Below are 21337 nucleotides of genomic sequence, written 5' to 3'. Positions count from 1 at the left end.
TTAACCTTTTACTGCGCCTGCCGTCATGCCGTTAACCAATTGCTTTTGCAGCAGCAAGTAAAAAATAATGATCGGAATAAGCGCGATCGTCAGTGCCGCCATTTGCAGCGTCAGACTAGCCGTCTCGATGCCGACAAAGTTGGCGAGCCCAAGCGGCAATGTTTTTAGCGACGATGAACTGATCAAGACGAGTGCAAACAAATACTCGTTCCAATTATAGATAAAGTTCAAAATCACGACGGTTGAAATGGCTGGACGCGTGATCGGCAAAATGATCGACCAGAAAATTTTAAATACGCCCGCGCCGTCCATAACGCCCGACTCTTCAAGATCCTTCGGGAATCCTCTCATGAAGCCTTCCAGAATAAAGATCGTCAACGACAAATGGAAGGCCGTGTAAGGAAGAATCAGCGATAAATGGGTATCCAGCAAATGCAGATTCCGCATGATCAAGAAGATCGGAATCAAGGTCGCATGGATCGGAACGACCATGCCCAGCAGAAATATCGCGTAAGTCGCACCGCGCAGCTTAAAATTGAACCGGGCTAAAAAGTATGCCGCAAGCGATCCGAGAAGGACCGTCACGACCAACGATACAACCGTTACGATGATGCTGTTAAGGAAGTAGGTATCCATATTCGCCACTTCCCACGCTTTCGCGTAGTTGGAGAATTGCAGCTCGGTCGGTATGGAGAACGGGTTCGCCGCATATTCCTGCTCGGTTTTGAACGAATCTACGATCATCCAAAAGAAAGGGATTATATTAATAATAGCGAATATGCCCAAAAAAGTGTATGCCGATAAATGGAACCATTTCGTTTGTCTGTACATCTCCTCCCTCTCCCTTCTATTCCTTTTCTCTCGCCAATCGATTTACGATCGTGATGACGATAAGGCTAAACAGCAGAATCAATACGGATACCGCACTGCCGTAGCCGAATCTCATATTCATAAATGAGTTGTTATACATATAAACGGTCATAACCTCCGTCGCATGTGCCGGTCCTCCGCCCGTCATGATCTGGATCAGATCGAACACGCGGAACGAATTGCTGATGCTGTAGACAACGGAGACGAGCAATGTTCCTCGGATCATCGGGATGGTAATCCGCATGATCCGGCTTAGTCCGGTTGCCCCGTCCAGGGCAGCCGCCTCATTGACTTCATCGGGGATATTCTGAAGTGCAGCTAATAGAATGATCATATATAATCCGCAGTTTTGCCATATATAAGCGATGCTGATGGAAATCATGGACCAGAACGGATCGCCCAGCCAATTTTGCTGCCAGCTTTCAAGACCCAAAACGCCGAGCAGGTTATTCAGCATCCCGTATTCCGTGTTGTACACCATGCCCCAGATGAGGGATACCATTACCGATGAGATGACCACGGGCAGGAATCCGATGGTCCGGAAGAAACTGGAGCCCTTGAGTCCCCGATTCAGCAGCAAGGCCAGCAGCAGGCCAAGCGGAATCTGACCCGCTATCCCCGTAAACATGATAATGATGTTGTTTTTAACGGACAGCCAAAATATATCGTCCTTGAATATATCCACAAAATTGTCCAGCCCGATAAAACGCATAGGGGTGATCCCATCCCAGTTCATCAAGGAATAATAGACCGATAAGCCGATGGGAAATATGGCAATGCATATATATATAATGAGTGCTGGCGCCAAGCCCAAGAAAATAGCCCATTTCGTATGCTTAAGCGTATGCATTGGCGTAACTCCTTTCTTTCTGCCTTTAATAAGAAAAACCCGCTGCCGGGTTTTTCTTTGTGCCATCATGATCTTGACTTAGGGAAATCCGTCGCACTTACTTCATGCTGTCGAAAGCTTCCTGCACCTCTTGGGCGAGCTCCTCCGGCGTACCTCTGCCAATCGTCAGAGCCTGCAATCCGTTCTGCATGACGTCGGTAACTTGCGTCGGAATGACACTGTCGAACACCGGTGCCGTACCTTTATTGGTCAATTCCAGCATTTCCTTGAGATACGGACTCGCATCTTCAGGAATTTCAACGTTGGCCGGTACGACAACGCCTTTACTGATCAGATCTTTATACAGGTCCTCATTGACAAAAAACTTAATGAATTCCTCGGCAGCCGCTTTCTTTTCATCGCTCAATCCTTTTTTAATGGCGATGCCGTACTGAACGACGCCCGCGCTTTTCACCGGATCGCCTGAGCCTCCAGGGACGCTCGGAAAGAGCGCAATGCCGAATTTGTCCCCTTCCTCGTTGTTGATGCGGATTCTTCCGTCAACGGTAGAAGAAGAGATATGCATGGCTGCCTTGCCTTGAATGAAGTAGTCCTGCCCTTGCACGGAATCCATGTTGTTCGCATCCGTATTGAATGCTCCCAGCTTGGCGAGTTCATCGATGACCGCAATCGCTTTCACGTATTCGGGGTCGGTAAACTTGGCTTCCTTGTTCAGAATTTTCTGCAAGAAGTCACTGCCTGCGTAACGGTCCCCGATAATCGACAAGAAGGAAGATTGAAGCGGCCATTTCTCTTTGTTGCCCAAGGAGATCGGCGTAATGCCGGCTTCCTTCAGCTTTTTCACCGCATCAATGAATTCGTCGTAGGTAGCCGGAAATTGGTCATAACCGACCCCAGCGAACATCTCTTTATTGTAATAAATAATGTCCACGAAGGTTTGTTTGGTCGGCACGGCGAATTGACTGTCGTTCTGGTTAAACCCGGCCAATGCGTCCTCCGGCAAAATATCCTTCCAGTTGTCCATCAGGTCATCCAGCGGCATCAGCAAATCCCCGGCAACCAGAGGAGCCAGATCGGCACCAGGCCATACTACATTGATATCCGACAGGTTGTTGGCAGCAGCCAGCGTGCGCAGCTTCGTTTTATATTCGGTTGCCGCTACCCCGTCCTGTTTGATGATGATGTCGGGATGCTGTTTTTCGAACTCAGCGATCCGCTCTTTGTACACCTCGTTATCCACGTTCGGTGATGTCCATGGATGCATGATGTTCAAGGTAACCTTTTCCGGTTCTGCAGCATCTTTCTCTCCGGAGCCGCAGGCGACGGTTGACATGAGCAGCAGCGCAGCTGTTCCGGTCAGCAGCATCGTTCTAAGCTTCTTAGACGTTTTCATTTGTTATACCCCTCTCTTTATATGTTACATATAATGTTCTTATATTTGACAATATAAGATATAATGATTATACAATCGGGCTGCAGATCCCAATATCCATTAAAAAAACGATTTCATCTAATTTTTTCAAGTCATTTTGAATAGGTGGAATTTATATAATGCACAATCCTGTTGATAAGCGTCAATATTGTTGACATAAACTTTACAAATTTCCGAATTAATGGTATCGCTTACATGTTAGGTTCTATAGAAAGCGTGACAGAGAAACCAAGAAATCTGCCACGCCTTGACGCATGAGTTATTACGGTTCGTTCAAAATATAATCTAACAACTCATCCAAAGGAACCGTTGCGAGCGCGATCGCCGTATCCGTCACGCCATAATAAATATAGAGAAACCCGTCCTTGACTACATTCCCTGTCGGGAAAACGACGTTCGGAATCTGATAGCCGAACTTCTCATAGTACGTCTCCGGCTCCATAATGAACCGGCGGGTTCTGGCGATGATTTTTTCCGGATTTTCCAGATCCAGCAGCAAGGCCCCTACGCGATACACCGTATCTTGGTCTACGCCGTGGTAAAGCACCAGCCATCCCTTGTCTGTTCGTACCGGAGGCGTCGAGCCGCCGATTTTTTTGTACTCCCAGTCGTTGTTCTCGGCTTTTGCCAGCAGCTTGGGCTCGTCCCAATGCACCAAGTCGTCGGAGTAGCTGATCCACATGGCTGCTTTTTCGGTTCCATATTCCTCCCCTACATATTCTTCCGGTCTGCGAAGCAGCACATACTTGCCGTTGATTTTCTCCGGAAACAGAATGTTGTCGCGGTCATTGATATCAAGCGGTGTCGTATCGCATAGGTATTCCCAGTGAATGAGATCCTTGGAGGTCAATATCCCGGAGCGCGTCAGCCAGTGGCCTTCCTCATCTCCCCAGCCGTCCGGATACTCGGGAATCGAGCGTTCAGGGATGCCGGCTCCCGTCGGGTAATAGTTCATGGCGCATGGGCGCAAAGCATAGTTCAAATAAAAGGTGTCGTCGATCTTGACGATCCGCGGGTCCTGAATGCTGCCGTAGGGGAATCCCAGCTGGTCCGGCGTTACGACGGGCTCGTCCAACACATGGGCGAAATGCACACCGTCCGTGCTCTCCAGGAGACCCAGGTAGTTTTTACAGGGAGTCAGGGAGCCTGCCGTCCGTTCAATCATATAGAATTTTCCGTTATCGATAATGACCGCCGGATTGAATACCGTCACCTTTCTCCAGTCGTAGAGTCCAGGCACTACGATCGGATTTTCCGGATGCCGGGTAATTTTCATGGATAAGCCTCCTATGATCGTTATGTAAGTGTTATCAATTTCTTTACTTTATTATAAGAGGCTTAGCCAATTCATAATATCCTGCAAACTTTCAATATTATCCGAAATATTGTTATCTGTGATGTCCTGGCAGTTAAATAACATAAAAAAGCGGTTCAATGAATGAACCGCTTAGATCTTTGGCCATTTGGCCGATACGTATATGGAATTATCCTTATTAGTGCATTATCCAGTAACAGCGCGATGTGTCTTTTAATTGCCGCTTTTACCTGTCTAGTATTAGCTATACACGAGTTCTTTTAAGCTTAAACCTAGCGCTTGCGCAGTTGATTCTTGAATTTCCTCGAATAGGGCTGGGTTGTTCGCAAGGGATATGCCGTAAGAAGGAATCATTTCTTTTATTTTCGGCTCCCACTCTTTCATCTGTTGCGGGAAGCATTTCTCTAATACTTCAAGCATAACGTGAACGGCTGTCGAAGCGCCTGGGGAAGCACCGAGCAGGGCAGCGACCGAGCCATCTGCGGCACTAACCACTTCCGTACCAAATTGAAGCGTTCCCTTCCCTTTAGGCGTATCCTTAATCACCTGTACGCGTTGGCCCGCCACGACGATTTCCCAATCCTCGCTTTTGGCGTTAGGAATAAACTCGCGTAATTCTTCCATGCGTTTTTCATTCGAAAGCATCACTTGCTGGATCAAGTATTTGGTCAATGCCATCTCTTTTACTCCAGCGGCAAGCATGGTAACAAGATTATTCGGTTTGACGGAACTTATCAAATCAAAATTCGATCCTGTTTTTAAGAACTTAGGCGAGAAGCCGGCAAACGGACCAAAGAGCAATGCTTTTTGGTTGTCAATATATCTTGTGTCCAAGTGGGGAACCGACATCGGTGGGGCGCCAACCTTAGCTTTTCCATATACTTTGGCATGATGCTGCGCTACCACTTCCGGATTCTTACACACCATGAATAGTCCGCTTACCGGGAATCCTCCGATATGTTTTGACTCAGGAATACCGGTTTTTTGCAACAAATGCAGACTTCCGCCTCCTCCGCCGATAAAGACGAACTTGGCCGTATGATATTCGGTTTTACCGTGCTGGATATCATGCACTTTCACTTTCCACGAACCATCTTGTGTACGTTTAATACCCTTGACGCTATGCTTGTAGTTAATCTCGGTGCCTTTGCTCTTCAAGTAGTCAAACAGCATGCGCGTTAAAGCGCCAAAGTTTATGTCCGTCCCGGAGTCGATTTTGGTTGCCGCAAACGGCTCATTCGCTGTACGCCCTTCCATAATAAGCGGAATCCATCCCTTCAGCTGATCCGGATCCTCGGAATATTCCATCCCTTGAAAAAGCGGGTTGTTTGACAGCGCTTCAAAACGTTTTTTCAAAAAAGCCACGTCTTTTTCGCCTTGCACTAAACTCATATGAGGAATAGGCATGATAAAGTCCTGCGGATTGCGAATCAGATTGCTGTTTACCAGATAAGACCAGAACTGTCTTGAAACCTGAAACTGTTCGTTAATATTGATCGCTTTGCTGATGTCGATAGATCCGTCAGGTTTTTCGGATGTATAGTTAAGCTCGCACAATGCGGAGTGGCCGGTCCCCGCGTTATTCCATTCATTGGAGCTTTCTTCCCCCGCGCTTGCGAGTTTCTCAAACACTTTGATCTCCCATTCAGGTACTAACTCTTTCAGTAAGGCTCCCAATGTTGCGCTCATGACGCCGGCACCAATTAAGATTACATCTGTTTTTTTCTCCATGTTGCTCATTATAAACCTTCCTTATCCCATATATTTGAAAAAAGAGTAGGCGTCCCTGCTAAAAAGGTCATTAAAAAGCAAGGCGTCCCCTGAAAACACACCTTTTCTGTGTCAATTATCACCATATTATTATAGTCTATTATAAATATTGATAGATTAAAATATCTACTATTATCTAATCATTATAAACTATTTAAAGTTGTTAACATAGTGAGAAGATCCTCCACAAAAAAAAGCCGCAAGAATCGCGACTTCTTATGCATTGATATCCAGTGTGTAGAGGTTTATGTATTACTCTTCCCTTAAGGAAGAATTAAAAAAAGCGCCATGCCCATACGGACAAAGCGCTTTGGTTATTAGTGAGGGGCCATTTTGCCAGGCATTTGCGACTGCATCGGGGCAGTGCCGTAACTATTCTGCATGTACTGCATATCTTGCTGAGGCAGCTGCGGTACTTGGTAGTAGCCATGCTTATTTTGATATAGCGAAATCTCATAAGCCATTTCAATACAGTTGGGAAGGGAATCGGCAAGCACGCGGCGCACGACCGGATTTGTAGATTCCATGGCAGCATTGGTTTTCATCGTAGCACCCGATTTCACTGCGTTCAACATGCTGAGTGCGATGGTTTCATCGTTGATCTCGGCTGTGGACTGCATCGGTTTTTTCGGTTGGCCTGGTTTCATTCCGTAAATAAAGTCATTGCCCTGCTTCATTTTATAGCTTTGCGTCGGCTTTGACGGATCTTGTCCTGATTTAAAGCATTCTAAGGTGATGTTATACTCATCAGCCATAAATTGCTTCTGACGCTGCAGGATATCCCGAAGTTCCGGATCCTGTACATGCCCGCTCAGTATGGTATACGTGTTCATGGTGTTGATTGCCCCTGCCAATACTTCGTGGACATCAAACATTTCATGACCGCCATGGTTCAATTGCGGTGGAATCATGCCTGTTTCCATGTTTTGATGATTTTGTGATTGTTCGAATTGCATTCATGTACCTCCTAAAGTTATTATACGCCCTTCATATTGTGGATTCTTTTGTCCAGATTATACGGACGATTTGGAGATCGCATTTTATTTTGAATAAGCATGAAACCGTCAAAGCTAAATAAAAAAGCGGGTGGTTATGACTTCAATCCCAAAACCAATAAAAAAACCGAGATAATACGATAATGGAGTACGTCAAGATTAACGGAGAATCTTTTGCTTAATTTTCGAACCTGTGAGCCGAACACTCATCCCCTCATCTATATTCCGCAAGGTACAAAAAAGTAAAGAAGCCGCAAGATCACGGCTTCTTTACTTGCGCTATAGCAATCGTCATGCTTGATGCCAAGTTCATCAAAGAACTGGTGGATGCTGTATTCACCATCAGGTTACGCTATGCATCAATTTATCAATCCACGTCAATTCTCCATTAACCTGGGAGATCGAATACTGCAGAACCTCGTCCCGGAATAACTCGTCTCCACTTTCATCCAGTCTTCTCTCGATATCGGACAGCAGCTCTTCCAAGTCCTTCTTTCTCCTATGTAATATTCGAATCCGGTCCTCCTGAGAAATACGCTCGAACAGGGACACTCTTACCATGAATTCGATTTGATGTTTTGCATCTTTTTCGGTGAATTCATTAATGAGTTTTGCGATTTTCCCCCTGCCTGCTTCTGTAATTTCATATATATACTGATTCGGTCTGCCTTCCTGCTCATTTCGATGTTTGCGTACAAACCCCTCATCCGTAAACTTTCGCAATGTCGGGTATAACATATTGTGATTGACGTCCATTAAATAACCGAGATCCTTTTGTATTTCTTTTTTTATTTCATAACCGTGTTTCGGGGATTTTTCGATTTGGATCAGAATGAGAAGTTCAAGATACATGATGGCTCAGGCCTTTCGTTAACGGATTTGGCAAAATCGCTGCATCGAAGCAGCACACCTCTAGAGTATATGTTCTACTAAAATCCGACAAGGCAGAATATAAACGGAACTTTGGACATGGGTCATTGGAAACTATGACCAGCTGTGGCATTATGTTAAATTAACATATGGTATATTACACTAGCATTGGAGGGAATGTAATGAATCATGATATTATCTCTTTAGAGGAAATCACGCAATTCCATTCACCGACTGAAGAATTCAATCCTTATGATTGGTACAAGCACAAATTGCAGCATGAGCCCATCGTTTATAACCAGGCAACCCATACATGGAACGTCTTCCGTTACAATGACGTAAAGAGGGTTCTCAAGGATCATGAATATTTCTCTAGTGCAAGAACCCGAACGACAATTAGCGTTGGTGCCGACAATGCCGAAGGGCAGAAGATGAGTAAAATCAACCTTCAATCCGACCCGCCGGAGCACCAAAAAAGTCGAGCATTGATTTCCGCCGCTTTTACCCCTCGCAGTTTAAAACTCTGGGAACCGCGCATTCAGGAGATTGCGGACCAGCTTTTGAACGAATTGGGAGACGCCGATGTCATTGATATCGTTCAAAATTACGCGAGTGCGCTGCCTACCATCGTCATAGCCGATCTGCTCGGCGTCCCTTCGGAAGACCGCTTGTTGTTTAAGGAATGGGTCAACCATTTATTCCTCCCCTTGCCCAAAGACCATTCGGAAGATATACAGGAACTGAAACGTCATGCAGCCAAGGAATATTACAACTATCTCTACCCTCATATCGTGCAAAAAAGAGCAAATCTATCTGACGATATCATCTCCGACCTCATTCAAGCCGAGGTGGATGGAGATCGATTATCGGATGACGAGATTGTCAGAACGACGATGTTCATCCTCGGTGCGGGTATTGAAACGACGACGCATCTGCTAGCCAATACGTTCTATTCCTTCTTATATGATAACAACCAAATTTATGGCGAAATTCGGGACGATCGCGAGCTTCTTCCCAATGCCATAGAGGAAATGCTCCGCTATCGGTTTAACATTGCCAAAATGGACCGGACCGTAAAACAGGATAACAATATACTCGGCGTGGATTTGAAGCAGGGCGACGTCGTCGTCGCATGGATGAGCGCTGCCAATATGGATGAGGAGGTATTCGAGGATCCCTTCACTTTGAACATCCACCGAGCCAATAACAAAAAGCATTTAACTTTTGGTAACGGCGCACACTTCTGCCTGGGAGCCCCACTGGCACGACTTGAAGCAAACATTGCGATAAGTAGATTTATGGATTACTTCCCGCGAATTGAGCCGATGGCCGATTTTAAACTGGAGGATAACCTGAGTCCGTCTGCAGCAGGACAAATGTTGACGCAGCTTCCAATCCGCGTTCATCGATCATAATAGCCTACTAAAGTTCATATTCTACAAGCAAAAAAGCCCTTCACACGCAAGGGCCCAAGCCGTATCGAGAACCCCTGTGCTTTACCTAAAAGCACAGGGGTTCTCATTTTTTTAAGTCCAGCTATCTTTCGCTTACATACCAATAACCGGGACGCCCGTTGTTTAATCGGATGAGCGCTTCGAGAAAGAAATAATCCCCCCATATAACAAAATCGTCCGGCGCGATCCCTCCCCTGACAAAATACGAACCATGCCGCAGAAAACCTTCTTCATCCGGATTACCGTCCGTAAAATAACCATTAACCATCGAAACCATCGAACGCCGAACGGCATTTAGGAAAAGTTCCGTACGGGGATCATCATCTGGCAGCAAATCCGTGATTTCCAGCATCCCGCATACCGCAATGGCAGAGGCGGAGCTGTCCCTCGGTGTAAGCGCTGATGGCAGGACGTCAAAATCCCAATAGGCGACATGATCGTTCGGAAGGTGGTCGATGTAATAACGCGCCATTCGAATGGCAGCGTCCAAATATTGCGGCTCTTGGAAATAACGGTAAGCCAGCGCGAATCCGTAAATGCCCCAAGCCTGCCCCCGCGACCACGTAGACCCATCCCTGTATCCTTGGTGCGTCCCGCCTCGCACGGAATCGCCTGATTTCGGGTCAAAATAAAAAGTATGGTAGGAAGAGCCGTCTCCACGCACCAGGAATTTTAAGCTCTTGTCAGCGTGTATACGCGCGGCATCGGCATATGCAGCATTTCCGGTCTGTTCGGTGGCCCAGCATAACAAGGGCAGATTCATCAGGCAGTCGATGATGATCCTGCCGCCGTTTTGGGGATCACGTTCAGGACCCCATGCCTGGATAAGCTGAAGCGAGGGCCTCCATCTTCTCATGAGCGCATCTGCGGCTTGCAGCGCCATGTTCTTGGCAGTCTCGTCACGTTCCACGAACCATTCCGCCAAAGCGGATAATGAATACAAAAAGCCGATATCATGATGCTCCAGCTTTTGGTTTTGCGCTAATCTCTCTTGAAACGAACGCACAGATCGGATAGCTGCCTCACGAAAGCAGGGATCCTTGCCGTACTCGTAACTCAGCCACAGAATGCCAGGCCAAAATCCCTCCGTCCAATCCGTATGATTCACCAGCTGATACTTGCCGTCCCCGTTTCCGACATGCGGAAACCGATGTTCAAACCGGGCGATATTCGCTTTCGTTGTGTGTAAGGTTCGTTCGATGACAGCGTTCCAGTCCATAATGTCCTCCCCATATCCATTTTGTTTCATCTGATCTGGCTCCATACCGATATCGCTACCGTCTATACGTTCGACTATTTCGGTTCGACTTCATCCAGGGTCATGCGGTATTCCAGATCCTTCATGTACGTCCCGTCCTCGTGCAGAAAGGTCATGCCGAAGGCAATATCCCCGCCGGTTCCGCGAACGATCGCGATCAGCCGGTTGAGTCCGCCCTTCAAGACAAGCTCGCGCTCCGGTTCACGCACATGCTCACCGTTCAGGTAAATGGCATACGGCACATTAGCATGAACTCGCAAACGTCCCTTGCGGACTGGCTTAGCTCCTCCTCCAGGTACCTGCACAAAACAGCTCATAAACCATGGATCATATCCGGTGCAGGCAATCCGCATCATTCCATCCTTGGGTTGCTGCTCTTTTTTCTGCATCCAGCCGTATAGGCCTTCACCCAAATTGTTCAACGAAAATTCGGGATCGGTATAGTATGTCTTCATCGCCTCGTAATCGACATGAGACGGGCAAGGCAGTACCATAACCGCTTTCACGGCCCACGCCCCGTCGTCTTTCTCGCTCTTCAGCAAGCCGTCATCAAAGACGGCACCCAGATTGGCGAGCAAACGGGTATAGAGTCTCAGTGCTTTCTCATTGTTGGGGTCTAGCAGAAGCTGGGAGCACAGGATGAAGCCTGCCCCCGTCCTCGCTTGGACCAGAAACGCTCCGGAAGAGCGGGCTTTCCTGCGGTTCAGTTCGACCAGTGCGAGACGGCTGTATTCGGATGTGTAACCATTGACGAAATAATCTTTCCAAGCGGTTCCCTCCACGCTAACGCACAAGGCGTCCGTTCCCGCAACCTCAAGTCGGAAGGCGGCAAGCAAACGGTTTGAGGTGTCCCGGGGGGACAGAAATACTTTGTCATAGCCGAACAGCTCGACCGGGCTGAAGCCGCGTACAACCTCGTTGCTGTAATCCGCCGTTAGATGGTACGCCTCATGAGCATCCACTCGCACAGGACGGTCCAACAGGCGGGCAAGATTGCCATGCTGACTGCTGTCCGCCGGCAGGACAAGCACATGTCCGCCTGCTTCGGCATAGCGCCGGACGGCCTCGGCTGAGCCATGAGCCGCAAGCAGGCTTGCTTCTGCTACGAGCAGGCCGAATGATTGCGCGAAGAATGCGGGAAGATCGCCCCGTCCATTTTCGTCATGGGTCGCAGCCTCATTTATCAGCGCAGCTGCATCCAGCACCGTGTAGCGCAGGCACAGCCGGTCGAGGAACGCAGCCGCTTCCCCGCCGGGACGGACCAGCGCCCCCACCGGCCGCACAGTCGCACCATCAGCGATTTCGTTGCGACCGGTGTAAGCCAGCAGGTTGCGCAGCAGCAGGCAGGCTTGCGGAACGCGCCCAAGATTAGCCATCAGCTCCAACTGATTGGCCACAAACATGCCGCTCCCGCTCCGGTACTCCAAGAGCGGCGACCATAAATCCCCACCGTCGCCGAAATCGCCGGCGCTGCACTCCAGCAGCAGGGTGAAATCGCCTTGGAGCGGCTTTTCGAATGCGGCGTAAATGATAGGCAGCGGGCCCTCTTCGGGAAGCTCCTCGTGCCAGAACATTAGATCCGAGTCGCTTAAACCCTTAAGCACCGGATGTTGGTAATCGCCGGCATGGGCCCGAAGAAACGGTCTCCGCGACAGCCTCAGCCGGCCGCCTAGCGACAACCCGCGCTGCTCCAGCATCAGCAGGCGACCGCCGCGTGCGACGAAGCCTTTTAACTCCGCCTCCAACCCGCCATCCGGGTCCTCTGCCTTACTGCCGATGATAAGCAAATGATCGCATGACAGCAGAGCAAGCCCATCCCGGGCTACCCGCTTGCAGTCGGGAACAAGATTTCGGATCTTGAAGTAATCTGTTTCAGATCCCCAGTAAGCTGTCGGGCGCCCAACTTCAACCGGATGGCGAAGGAGGCTTCCCGACACAAGCCGGTATTCCTTCCGAAGCTCATGCATAATCCGATCGCCATGGAACAGCACTGCCGTCAGCACTATCATTCCTTCAGTCTCAACGTGGATCGGAGTCCACGACATCGCAATGGTTTTCTGCTCGGCCGGCTCCTGCCGGAATATGAAACTGCGTTCATGAACGATCGTTTCCCCTTGCCTAATCACGCACTCAATCCGAACATCCTGTGCGGACAACGTGTCGTTGAAGACGTCAAAGCTGCGGGTGATGGTTGCGTCGTCGTAGAAACAGCGGTTGTATTCGGCCGCAAACATCGTGACCGGCTTAAACGCCTCCGCCATGATGGCAAATGCCGGATTAGGGACGTACATCGGATGTTCCGGCAGCAGGCCGTTATTGATCGTAAGCGAATAGGCCGGTATCACCTTGGGCTTCACCCCGGGCAGGCCTGGTTCGGACGGTGGGACAGCGACGTCGTTCTCCGGCATCGACCTCATGAAATAATGAGCGAAATTGAACGTAGCTATGCCCGAGACGCCTTGCCGCCGCGCATACTCTACGAATAGGCGTTCCTTCTGCGCCAGCCCGGCCGTGCTTTCGTCCGTACTGCGATATGCCTGCAGCCCCGCATACATGCTGGCGTTTTGAGGGCATATGTACCACCAGCCACCGTGTTCACCGAAGGTCAATGGGACCGAACGGTCCCATTGACCGATGGTGCCGTCAATATTGTAATGGCGGCTTTCCACCTCCGTATGGGCTTTGGACACCAGTCGGTTGTCTCCTTCGGCGACGATCGGACGAGTGGCGTCCAGTTCCCGGATCGCCTCCATAAGGCCGGGAATATGCACCTTATAGCCGTTCCGGCCGTCCACCCAGCGCATTTCGTTCTGCAGGCTCCACATGATGACGGAAGGATGATTCTTGTCACGCTTAACAAGCCGCTGTACATGCTTGCGGCAGTTGTCCAAGTAATCGGGATGGTCGGCGAGCATGGATTTGCCCGATCCGTATATCGCTGTTTCGTCGATGATCAGCATGCCCTGTTCGTTGGCGATTCGGACATAATCCTCCGGGTAAGGCTCAGCATGCAGCCGGATGCTGTTGATTCCGACGGAGCGGCACATCCGGTACCAGTTCCGGATGTACGCTTCCGTCTGCTGCAGTCCGCCTTGAAAATGCCACGAATCGCCGCGCAAACGGATCGGGATGCCATTCAGCATGAATTGCGGACCTTCGCACCAAAATTCACGGAAACCAAACACTTCCTCGTGACGGTCTAGCACCTGCTCACCTTCTACAAGCTCAAGCTCCGCCATATACAAATACGGCGTATCGGGATCCCATAGGATGGCATCGCTCCACTCTAAATTAAAGGAAGCACGGTAGACCGTCTCGCCGGGTATGTTTTCGCACAGTCTAATCTTCATCGCATCCACCGGATCGATGCGCTGTGCCGTCTGCTCTGCCTGTAGGACAGGCACGGACCGCCCTCCATCTCCGAATCGCAGCCCGCCGCCTTCCCCTTTCTCCGCAGAAAATCCCTCCGTTTCGATTCCAAGCCTTTGGCTTCGCAATGACTTCTTTTCATTAGCCGCATACCGGTTGTTGCTACTGCTTATCGAATCTGCATTTTCCCTCGTATCTGACTTTTCTTCCCCTTGCCTTAGCACGCCAATCTCTCGCACGCTCAACCTGACGTGAAGGGGACCGTGATCCCCTCCTATTTCCGCCGCCCCAGCGGTGACGTCCAGTTCAAGCCGCCCTCTCCGAACGGATGTGCGGATGGTTACATCCTCTATAGACAGGACCGGATAGCTTTCCAGGTAAACGTCCTGCCATATTCCCCGGGCAACATTTCCGAACCAGGAGCCCATCAGCCCGGTCACCTTCTCCATGCCGTTTGCCAACGTTACTTTGTCGAAGCTGCCGCATACGACATGGAGATGATGCTCATGCCCATGCTCGGCCCAAGGCGTGATATCGAGACGCAGCGGCAGGTAGCCGTCTTCCCATACGGCGACTTCTTCCCCATCAAGAAAAATGACGGCCTTTTGCATGATGCCGTCCATCCGCAGCACAATCCGCTCCCCGGACATGGTTTCGGGAATATGAAAACTTCTATGCAACACGCCCGCTTCCGCGCCGTCCCATTCTTTCGGATAGCCGTAGAGATCCATCGGGGCATACCCATGCTCGCGAATTTCGCCGAACGATTTGCCGTTGGCCTGCTCGTAGGACGATCTCCAGCTGGAAGGGACTTGGATTTGCTGCGGCTCGTAGACGATTTCATCCGGAAGCCGGCGGCACTGAGGCTGACCATACAGCGGCATGAAATCCCAGTCCCCGTTCAGGCATAATCGATTACGCATGGTTTGTTCCCTGCCTTTCGATGAAAGAACGTGCCTCCAGGACAAGCTTCAGCTCTCGCCAAATCTCCTGACTGTCTGGCGCACCCTCCCACTTCATGAAATGCGGCTCCATCACCGCTGCCCAATCGTCCGGACGGAGCGTTGTTTTCAACTTTCCTTCATAAGGGGCTGGCTCAAGTGTGGCAGGGAGCTCTGAGTAAAAAAAGAGCAGATTCTCATGCATGCCGATGATGCCGAATTTATCTCCATCGCCCGGCCGTTCTTCCTGGTACTGGTAATGATAGTACACGTAGCTTGAGACCTCTTCGGGCTTTAGCCGGGCAATCCTTCCATACGGCACACTGTGATCATTCGTCCGTACCCAATGCTGCTCCGAAACGGGCGCTTGATAATGAAAAACGTCGGCCATCGACGCCCATCTGCGTCCCGGATCTCCTCCCGGCCAAACGGCCAGCCATGCCTCAGCTCGGGGCAGCAAACTTTTCGGAAGCACCTTCTCCCCGAGACATTCATAATAAAGAAACAACCGGCTTCCGTCTGTAAACAAGCTTAATCGGGCCACGCGTTCCCGTTCCATCGCCGCGTGGATCTCTTGTGAAACACTTTCGCCCCGTAACAGTGTAAGGGCATCTTCCTCGATTCCTTCGCCCCTAAATAGACATCGCTGCATGATGAACCTCCCATCATGAATTTTGATGCTCCTGGAGATCAAAATCCGTATCCGTTTTATTTGCCGATCGTAAAAGACGCTCCCTCCATTACCGGGAGGAAGCGCCTCATTTCCTTAAGGCACCACCGTGAAACGGATGTTGTCAAACAGCATGTAGTCGAATCCACTCACGTAAAAGCCGACTTTGCCGGATGGCCGGTGATTCGGATCGGTGCCGGCAAGCTTCGGCTCGCCGTCCACATAAATGGAGACGTCCCCGTCCTTTACGCTAATCTTGACTGCATATTCCGTTTCCGGCTGCAGGTCTCGATTCGGCAAGACGGACTCGGCGATCTTCTGCCAGGCCGTGTCGTAGAGTATCCAGGCGGATGTCCCATCCACGCGGGTCCGATAGCCGATTCGGGTAGAGCCGCTTGCATCCTGACGATCAAAGACGTACATTGTACCGTCGTCCGGCATGACGGCCGGGGTCTTCAGCGTGAACTCCAGCTCATACGATTCGAAGACCCGGTCCAGCAGGCCTGTTGCCCCGTTCAAAATTTTGTAGCGGCGATTACCGTCCGGATCGGCCGCGATGCTGCGGTTCGGGTCTACCGGCCAGCCGTTGCTGCCCGATTCGAAGTCGGTCTCGTGCATGATGTTCGAAACGGTCACGGCGACATCCGCTTTGATGAGCGGGTTGACCACGGACACGGCTGTGACGGTCGTCTCTCCTTCATAAACGGCACTGACGACCCCCTTGTCGCTCACCTCCGCTACGGCCGGATCGGCGGATTGCCAAGTAACGCCGGTATCCGGGGTATCCGTGGGATCGAACGTCACCTGCAGCTGATGCTGCTCGCCGGCGGCAAGCCGTATTTCGCGCTCGGACGGTATGATGCCGGCCAGCTCCGTGCTCAGTGCCTTGAACCGGATGTCGTCAAACAGCATATGGCTGACGTTGTTGACGTAGAATCCGACCTTGCCTGACGCGTTATGGCCCGGATCGGATGCCTTGAGACGGAATTGGCCGTCCACGTATACACTGATATCGCCGCCTTTGACCAGCACCTTGATCTCGTATTCCGTGTTTGGCTGCAGGTCGTGGCCGGGGAGCTTCTCTTCATGCAGCACGGTCCAGGCTGCGTTATACAGCAGCCAGGAGGAGGACCCGTCCGGACGGGTTCTGTAACCGACGCGGGTCGAGCCGCTTCCCGCCTGGCGATCGAACACATACAGCGTAGCGTTTTCACCGATCGTCTCGGGCGTCTTCAGTTTGAAGCTCAGTTCATATTCGGTGAAGGATTTCTCGCTGAGGGCGGTAGCGCCGTTCAGTATTTTATACCAGCGGTTGTCGCCTTCTTTTGCGATGCTGCGGTTCGCATCCTGCGGCCAGCCGTTTGCACCTGACTCGAAATCGGTGAAATCCATGACCCCGTCTCCGGCTTCGACTGTGACGTCCACCATTGCCGTGAGCTGAGGATTCTCCGCTGACACCACCGTGATGACCGTCTTGCCCACCTCCTGACCCGTGACGATACCGTAATTGTCAACCGTGGCGATGCCGGGATCGGCCGACGTGAAGACCAGCTTCGGATTATCCGCGTTCCATGGGAGGACCGCCGTGCGCAGCTTTACCGTTTTCCACCGATCCACCGTGATTTCGTTGTCGTAGACCACAACGCTTTGCACCGGGTAGCTGTCCGGGCTGCTCGTGGTACCTGCTTTCCCGTTAATGCCGATCTCGTGAAATGGGATATCAGGGAAGCCGGGGATGGCCTGAAATACTTCAGCATCCGGACGCAGCGACAGATCGCCTCCTGCCAAATCGACGAACCCGGGATCCTCGTCGGTTACCCAGTTATCGGCGTATTGGACAAGATTGAATTTGTCGTACGCCCCCTGCTCGTTCGTTGTCGTGCTGCGTGGAAGCGTCGGATTGTAGACAACGTTGCCGTGAAACGTATTCGTATCCGGATAATAACGATTTTCCGTGAAAAAGTTCGCCAGCTCCGGATATTTGGCCAGGTACGGCGTGCCGACGAAGTCGTTGTTGGCCTCGAACAGCGCCTCCCACTTCGGCATGTAATTCAGCGGAACTTGATCGTCCGGCTCATCGCCTAGAAACAAATCCGCGTAGTCATATGGAATCTTGCTGTCCACGTAGATATTGTTGCGGGCCACAATATGCGCGCCCCCGTTGTTTTTGATTGCTGAATTCCCCATACGATAGAAGATATTCTCATCGATCTGAAGCCCCATCGTGAAATTATCAGGATAGACCCCTTCAACGCCGGGTTTGCTTTCTCCGATGTTGTGGAAGTAATTGCGGCGGATGACGGTGCCGCGCTGCTGGGGCGTTTCGCCTGCATTCATATAGATGGCGCCGAGATCCGAGAAGGTTTTGCAAACGTCATAAATGTCGTTGTACTCTACAAGATGATCATTGCCGAAGATCAGCACGCCGGGATGGGGAGCATCGTGCAGTTCGTTATGCGACATGCGGTTACCCACCCCGGACAAGAGAACGCCGGGATTGTAGGCCTTATGATAATAAGCAAAATCATGAATGTGCGAGTTCTCCACCGCATTGTTGCCCGGCGCGAGCGTCGTCTTGTCGCCTCCGGTAAGCGTGACGGCGGTACCCCCGATATGGTGGATGTGGGTAAATTCGATCTTATGGTCCGTTCCCAGAACTCCGGTAAAATCGTTGTAATGGAAGCGGCTCTGAGTGTTGACCAGCACGCCGCTATTGGTGAAATTGCGGATTTCGCTATTTAGGACACGCATATGGCTGCCGCCCATAAAGACGACCGCCGAATCGCGCCCGTTCTCCAGGATCAGCTCCGAGAATTCGTTATAAGATGCGTCCAGTGCATTGATCATCGGCGTCTTCAGCATCGTCACTTCGATGGATGGATTCGCGGTCATGAATTCGGCATTCGGCAGAAAATAGAGCTTTCCGGCCTGGCGGTCGATGTAATACTCGCCGGGCATATCGATCTCCTCCAGCAGGTTTTGAGCGAAATGGAAATCTGGGTACCAGTTCTTGAAAATGCCGCTCATTTCTCCATACCGGAGCGTAATGCTCTTGGCCTGGGTGTCGATGGAAGCGATCTTGTTGTAGGACCATTCCCAGCTGTAGCCGAAAATGCCATCCAGCCAGATGTCGTCCGCCTGCGTCCAGTATTGCGGTCTGTCATACGTGTAGGTAAAGGTCCCGCCTCTCGTATGAACCTCCCCGTTCGGATCTTTCCGCGTCGGTCCCGGATCGAGGATTTCGTCCATTTGAACGGTTCCCTCGTTCGGCCAGCGGGCCAGCGTCATGCCTTCCCCGCCCACGTACAACTCCATCGGCGGTACCTTGCTCAAATCGTTGGCCAGATAATAACCATGCCGGCTCATCTCGCCGTAATCGGTAATGCCGAGGGCAGCCAGATCGGCTACCAGCACTTCGTTTCGTGCCTCTTCGCTGATAATGCGGTTCAGTACGGCAGAATCGGTTACCGGAACGAATGCGGATTTCTCCAACTTCTTAGAACCGGACAAGATAACCGTTTCACCTGGATAGGCCGTATAGGTGACCGGCTTACCCGCTTCCCCCGAATCCTGCAAACCCAACTCGAAGCTGGTTGCCCGCTCATACCGGCCTTCCCGAAGATAGACCGTGACGCCGCCCCGAGGCAGTCCCTTCTTCGCTTTCAACGCCCGAATGGCGTCACGCGCTTTTTCCAACGTTCGAAACGGTTTGTTGATCGTCCCTTTGTTCGAGTCATTTCCGTCTAAGGCCACGTAATAAGCCGTCCCGTGCGGATTTCCATAAGCCGACGCCGTCTCGGCGGCCGGCAGAAATGGATACAGCGCGAACAACAGGCTTGCCGCCAGCGCCGCAAGCACAAGCTTCTTCATAAATCGCTCCCCTTCCTCCAGCGTGGAATCCGGTCAGCTTTGCCTACGCAGTGCACAGTATCGTCAAAGCCCACCAAGGCAGCAGGTTTCTCCCGTTTCGTCTCCATCCGTCTACAAGCCTACGGGCCGATTATTTTAAGCCCTTCTCTTTTAGAAATTGCTCGAACTGACGCGTCACCTCCTCGACGTATTTATCTTCGCCCGCCTCCTTCAGCTTGCCGTAAAGAACCGGCCAGGTTTCCTCAAAATCAAGCGTTCCGGTCACGAGTCCGCGTTTGTACTCGCCCCATACGGCGTTCAGGTTGGCGATTTCCGTGCTGACTGGCTCGGAATTGAACTTGAATGCGCCGACCGGATTGATTTCGGAGCTCGTGTTGATTTTTTTCGTTTCCTCCCAGATATTTTCCGGTTGCCCTTCCTTTAGGTTGGAATTGAATACGCTGCCGAACACCCAATCCATGTTCGGACGATACCTGGAATCCGGCATCGCTTTGATATAATCGCCGCTCAGTTTCTCGTAATGCACTCCCTCTAAACCGTTGATTAACAAATTGTAGAGCTCCTTGTCGGTGTTGATCAGATTGAGCAGCATCAGGGCCCGTTCCGGATTCGAGGAAGTTCGGCTGATCGACTGGTTGGTTGTTGCCGAATAGCCGTTGGAGAACCAATCGCTGAGCGGAATGATAACTACATCGTTGCCACCGTTCTTCGGCTTCACTTCCGCTTCCACACCCGGCTTCAGCGTGACGTCGAACTCGACCGCAATCTGGCCTTTGGATTGATAGTCGGTCATTTTTTCCGTAGCTGCGTCCTTATGGATGTACCCTGCCTTATACCATTTGCTGGCCAGGCGGAAATTGTCCAGTTCCTCTTCGGGATAGCGATGGAGCGTATAGGACGGGTCATCGGTCTTGATGTAGAAATGATCGTCAAGTCCCGGAACGACCCAATATTGATCGTCATGCGCCTGCGGGTTGACAAACGAGCCGCCGAACAGCCCGATCGGGATGATGCCCGGCTCGTTCTGCTTGATTTGCTCAAGGAAAGGCTCGATATCCGCTATCGTTTTGATCGTGGAAGGATCCAGGCCGTATTTGTCGGCAAACCGCTTCTGCACGATAAAGCCATATCTCGACCCGTTGATTTGCTGGTTCGGAATGCCGTAAATTTCCCCGTCCACCGAGAGACCATCCCACATCACCTGAGGGACGTCCGCCTTCAGCTGCGGGGCGTACTCATCCAAGAGCCCGTTCAGCGGTTGAATGGCCCCTTTCCGTACAAGCTCTTCCGGTTTCAGCATGTAACCGGTCCAGAGAATGTCGAATTTCTCGCCTGCCGCCAGTACGGTGTTCATCTTCTGCACGTAATCCCCGATTGCGACCGGCATCAGCTTGACGGTGGCGTTCAGCTTCTCCTTCACGATTTTGTTGATCTCCTCTTCGACCTTCTTCTGGTCCGGCTGTAGCTGCAGCAGCGGATAATACCAAGTCAGCTCAGCGGGCTCAAGCCCGCTTGCGCCGCCCGCCTCCGGCGTCGACCCTTGCGTGCCGGTCGTACCGCTTCCCGTTTCGGCGTTCCCGCCGCTGCCCCCGCAGCCGGCAAGAGTGGACATCGCGATCAAGACGATCGCCAAAAGTCCTAGCAGTCTTTTTTTCATAACATGACCTCCTGAA

At 51.1% G+C, this 21337-nt stretch carries 13 protein-coding genes; 1 reads left to right on the top strand and 12 read right to left on the bottom strand.

The features are described from left to right. From MHH48_RS16355 to MHH48_RS16325, 7 genes are all read right to left on the bottom strand, one after another. Entirely contained in the window at positions 1 to 831 is an 831-nt protein-coding gene (locus MHH48_RS16355) for a carbohydrate ABC transporter permease (protein ID WP_009592052.1), read from the bottom strand. Between the two features lie 16 nt (positions 832 to 847). Next, positions 848 to 1720, bottom strand: a complete 873-nt coding sequence (locus MHH48_RS16350) for a sugar ABC transporter permease (protein WP_015735068.1) — start codon at positions 1718 to 1720, stop codon at positions 848 to 850. A gap of 97 nt (positions 1721 to 1817) precedes the next feature. Continuing rightward, a complete protein-coding gene (locus MHH48_RS16345; protein ID WP_076323333.1) occupies positions 1818 to 3113 on the bottom strand; it encodes an extracellular solute-binding protein in 1296 nt (431 codons plus the stop codon). A gap of 301 nt (positions 3114 to 3414) precedes the next feature. Further along, entirely contained in the window at positions 3415 to 4428 is a 1014-nt protein-coding gene (locus tag MHH48_RS16340) for a glycosidase (protein ID WP_076323332.1), read from the bottom strand. Between the two features lie 279 nt (positions 4429 to 4707). Next, positions 4708 to 6207, bottom strand: coding sequence for a malate:quinone oxidoreductase (locus MHH48_RS16335; protein ID WP_076323331.1), 1500 nt, complete (start codon positions 6205 to 6207; stop codon positions 4708 to 4710). Between the two features lie 347 nt (positions 6208 to 6554). Beyond that, positions 6555 to 7193, bottom strand: coding sequence for a spore coat protein (locus MHH48_RS16330; RefSeq protein ID WP_076323330.1), 639 nt, complete (start codon positions 7191 to 7193; stop codon positions 6555 to 6557). Positions 7194 to 7574: 381 nt separating this feature from the next. After that, positions 7575 to 8084: a PadR family transcriptional regulator gene (locus MHH48_RS16325; protein WP_076323329.1), complete on the bottom strand. Its 510-nt coding sequence runs from the start codon at positions 8082 to 8084 to the stop codon at positions 7575 to 7577. Positions 8085 to 8284: 200 nt separating this feature from the next. On the opposite strand from MHH48_RS16325, the gene MHH48_RS16320 reads away from it, so the two are divergent. Continuing rightward, positions 8285 to 9517 (top strand): cytochrome P450, encoded by a 1233-nt coding sequence (locus MHH48_RS16320; protein ID WP_076323328.1) that lies wholly within the window; start codon positions 8285 to 8287, stop codon positions 9515 to 9517. 121 nt (positions 9518 to 9638) lie between these two features. Here the strand turns inward: MHH48_RS16320 and MHH48_RS16315 are convergent, their stop codons facing one another. From MHH48_RS16315 to MHH48_RS16295, 5 genes are all read right to left on the bottom strand, one after another. Next, complete coding sequence (locus MHH48_RS16315; RefSeq protein ID WP_076323614.1) at positions 9639 to 10775, bottom strand: glycoside hydrolase family 88 protein; 1137 nt, start codon at positions 10773 to 10775, stop codon at positions 9639 to 9641. A gap of 74 nt (positions 10776 to 10849) precedes the next feature. Further along, positions 10850 to 15106: a glycoside hydrolase family 2 gene (locus tag MHH48_RS16310; protein WP_076323327.1), complete on the bottom strand. Its 4257-nt coding sequence runs from the start codon at positions 15104 to 15106 to the stop codon at positions 10850 to 10852. Then, positions 15099 to 15776 carry a hypothetical protein gene (locus tag MHH48_RS16305; protein WP_076323326.1) on the bottom strand — a complete coding sequence of 226 codons (678 nt, stop codon included), beginning with the start codon at positions 15774 to 15776 and terminating at the stop codon, positions 15099 to 15101. The genes MHH48_RS16310 and MHH48_RS16305 overlap by 8 nt, the downstream gene beginning before the upstream one ends. A gap of 114 nt (positions 15777 to 15890) precedes the next feature. Next, on the bottom strand, positions 15891 to 19664 hold the full coding sequence (locus MHH48_RS16300) for an Ig-like domain-containing protein (RefSeq protein ID WP_076323325.1): 3774 nt from the start codon (positions 19662 to 19664) through the stop codon (positions 15891 to 15893). Between the two features lie 130 nt (positions 19665 to 19794). Beyond that, a complete protein-coding gene (locus MHH48_RS16295; protein WP_076323324.1) occupies positions 19795 to 21321 on the bottom strand; it encodes an ABC transporter substrate-binding protein in 1527 nt (508 codons plus the stop codon). Between the last annotated feature and the right edge of the window lie 16 nt (positions 21322 to 21337).

This window comes from Paenibacillus sp. FSL F4-0100 (assembly GCF_037993005.1).
Taxonomy (GTDB): Bacteria; Bacillota; Bacilli; order Paenibacillales; family Paenibacillaceae; genus Paenibacillus_AQ.
Note: the sequence above shows the minus strand (reverse complement) of the source record. Positions and strands in the feature narration are given on the sequence as shown.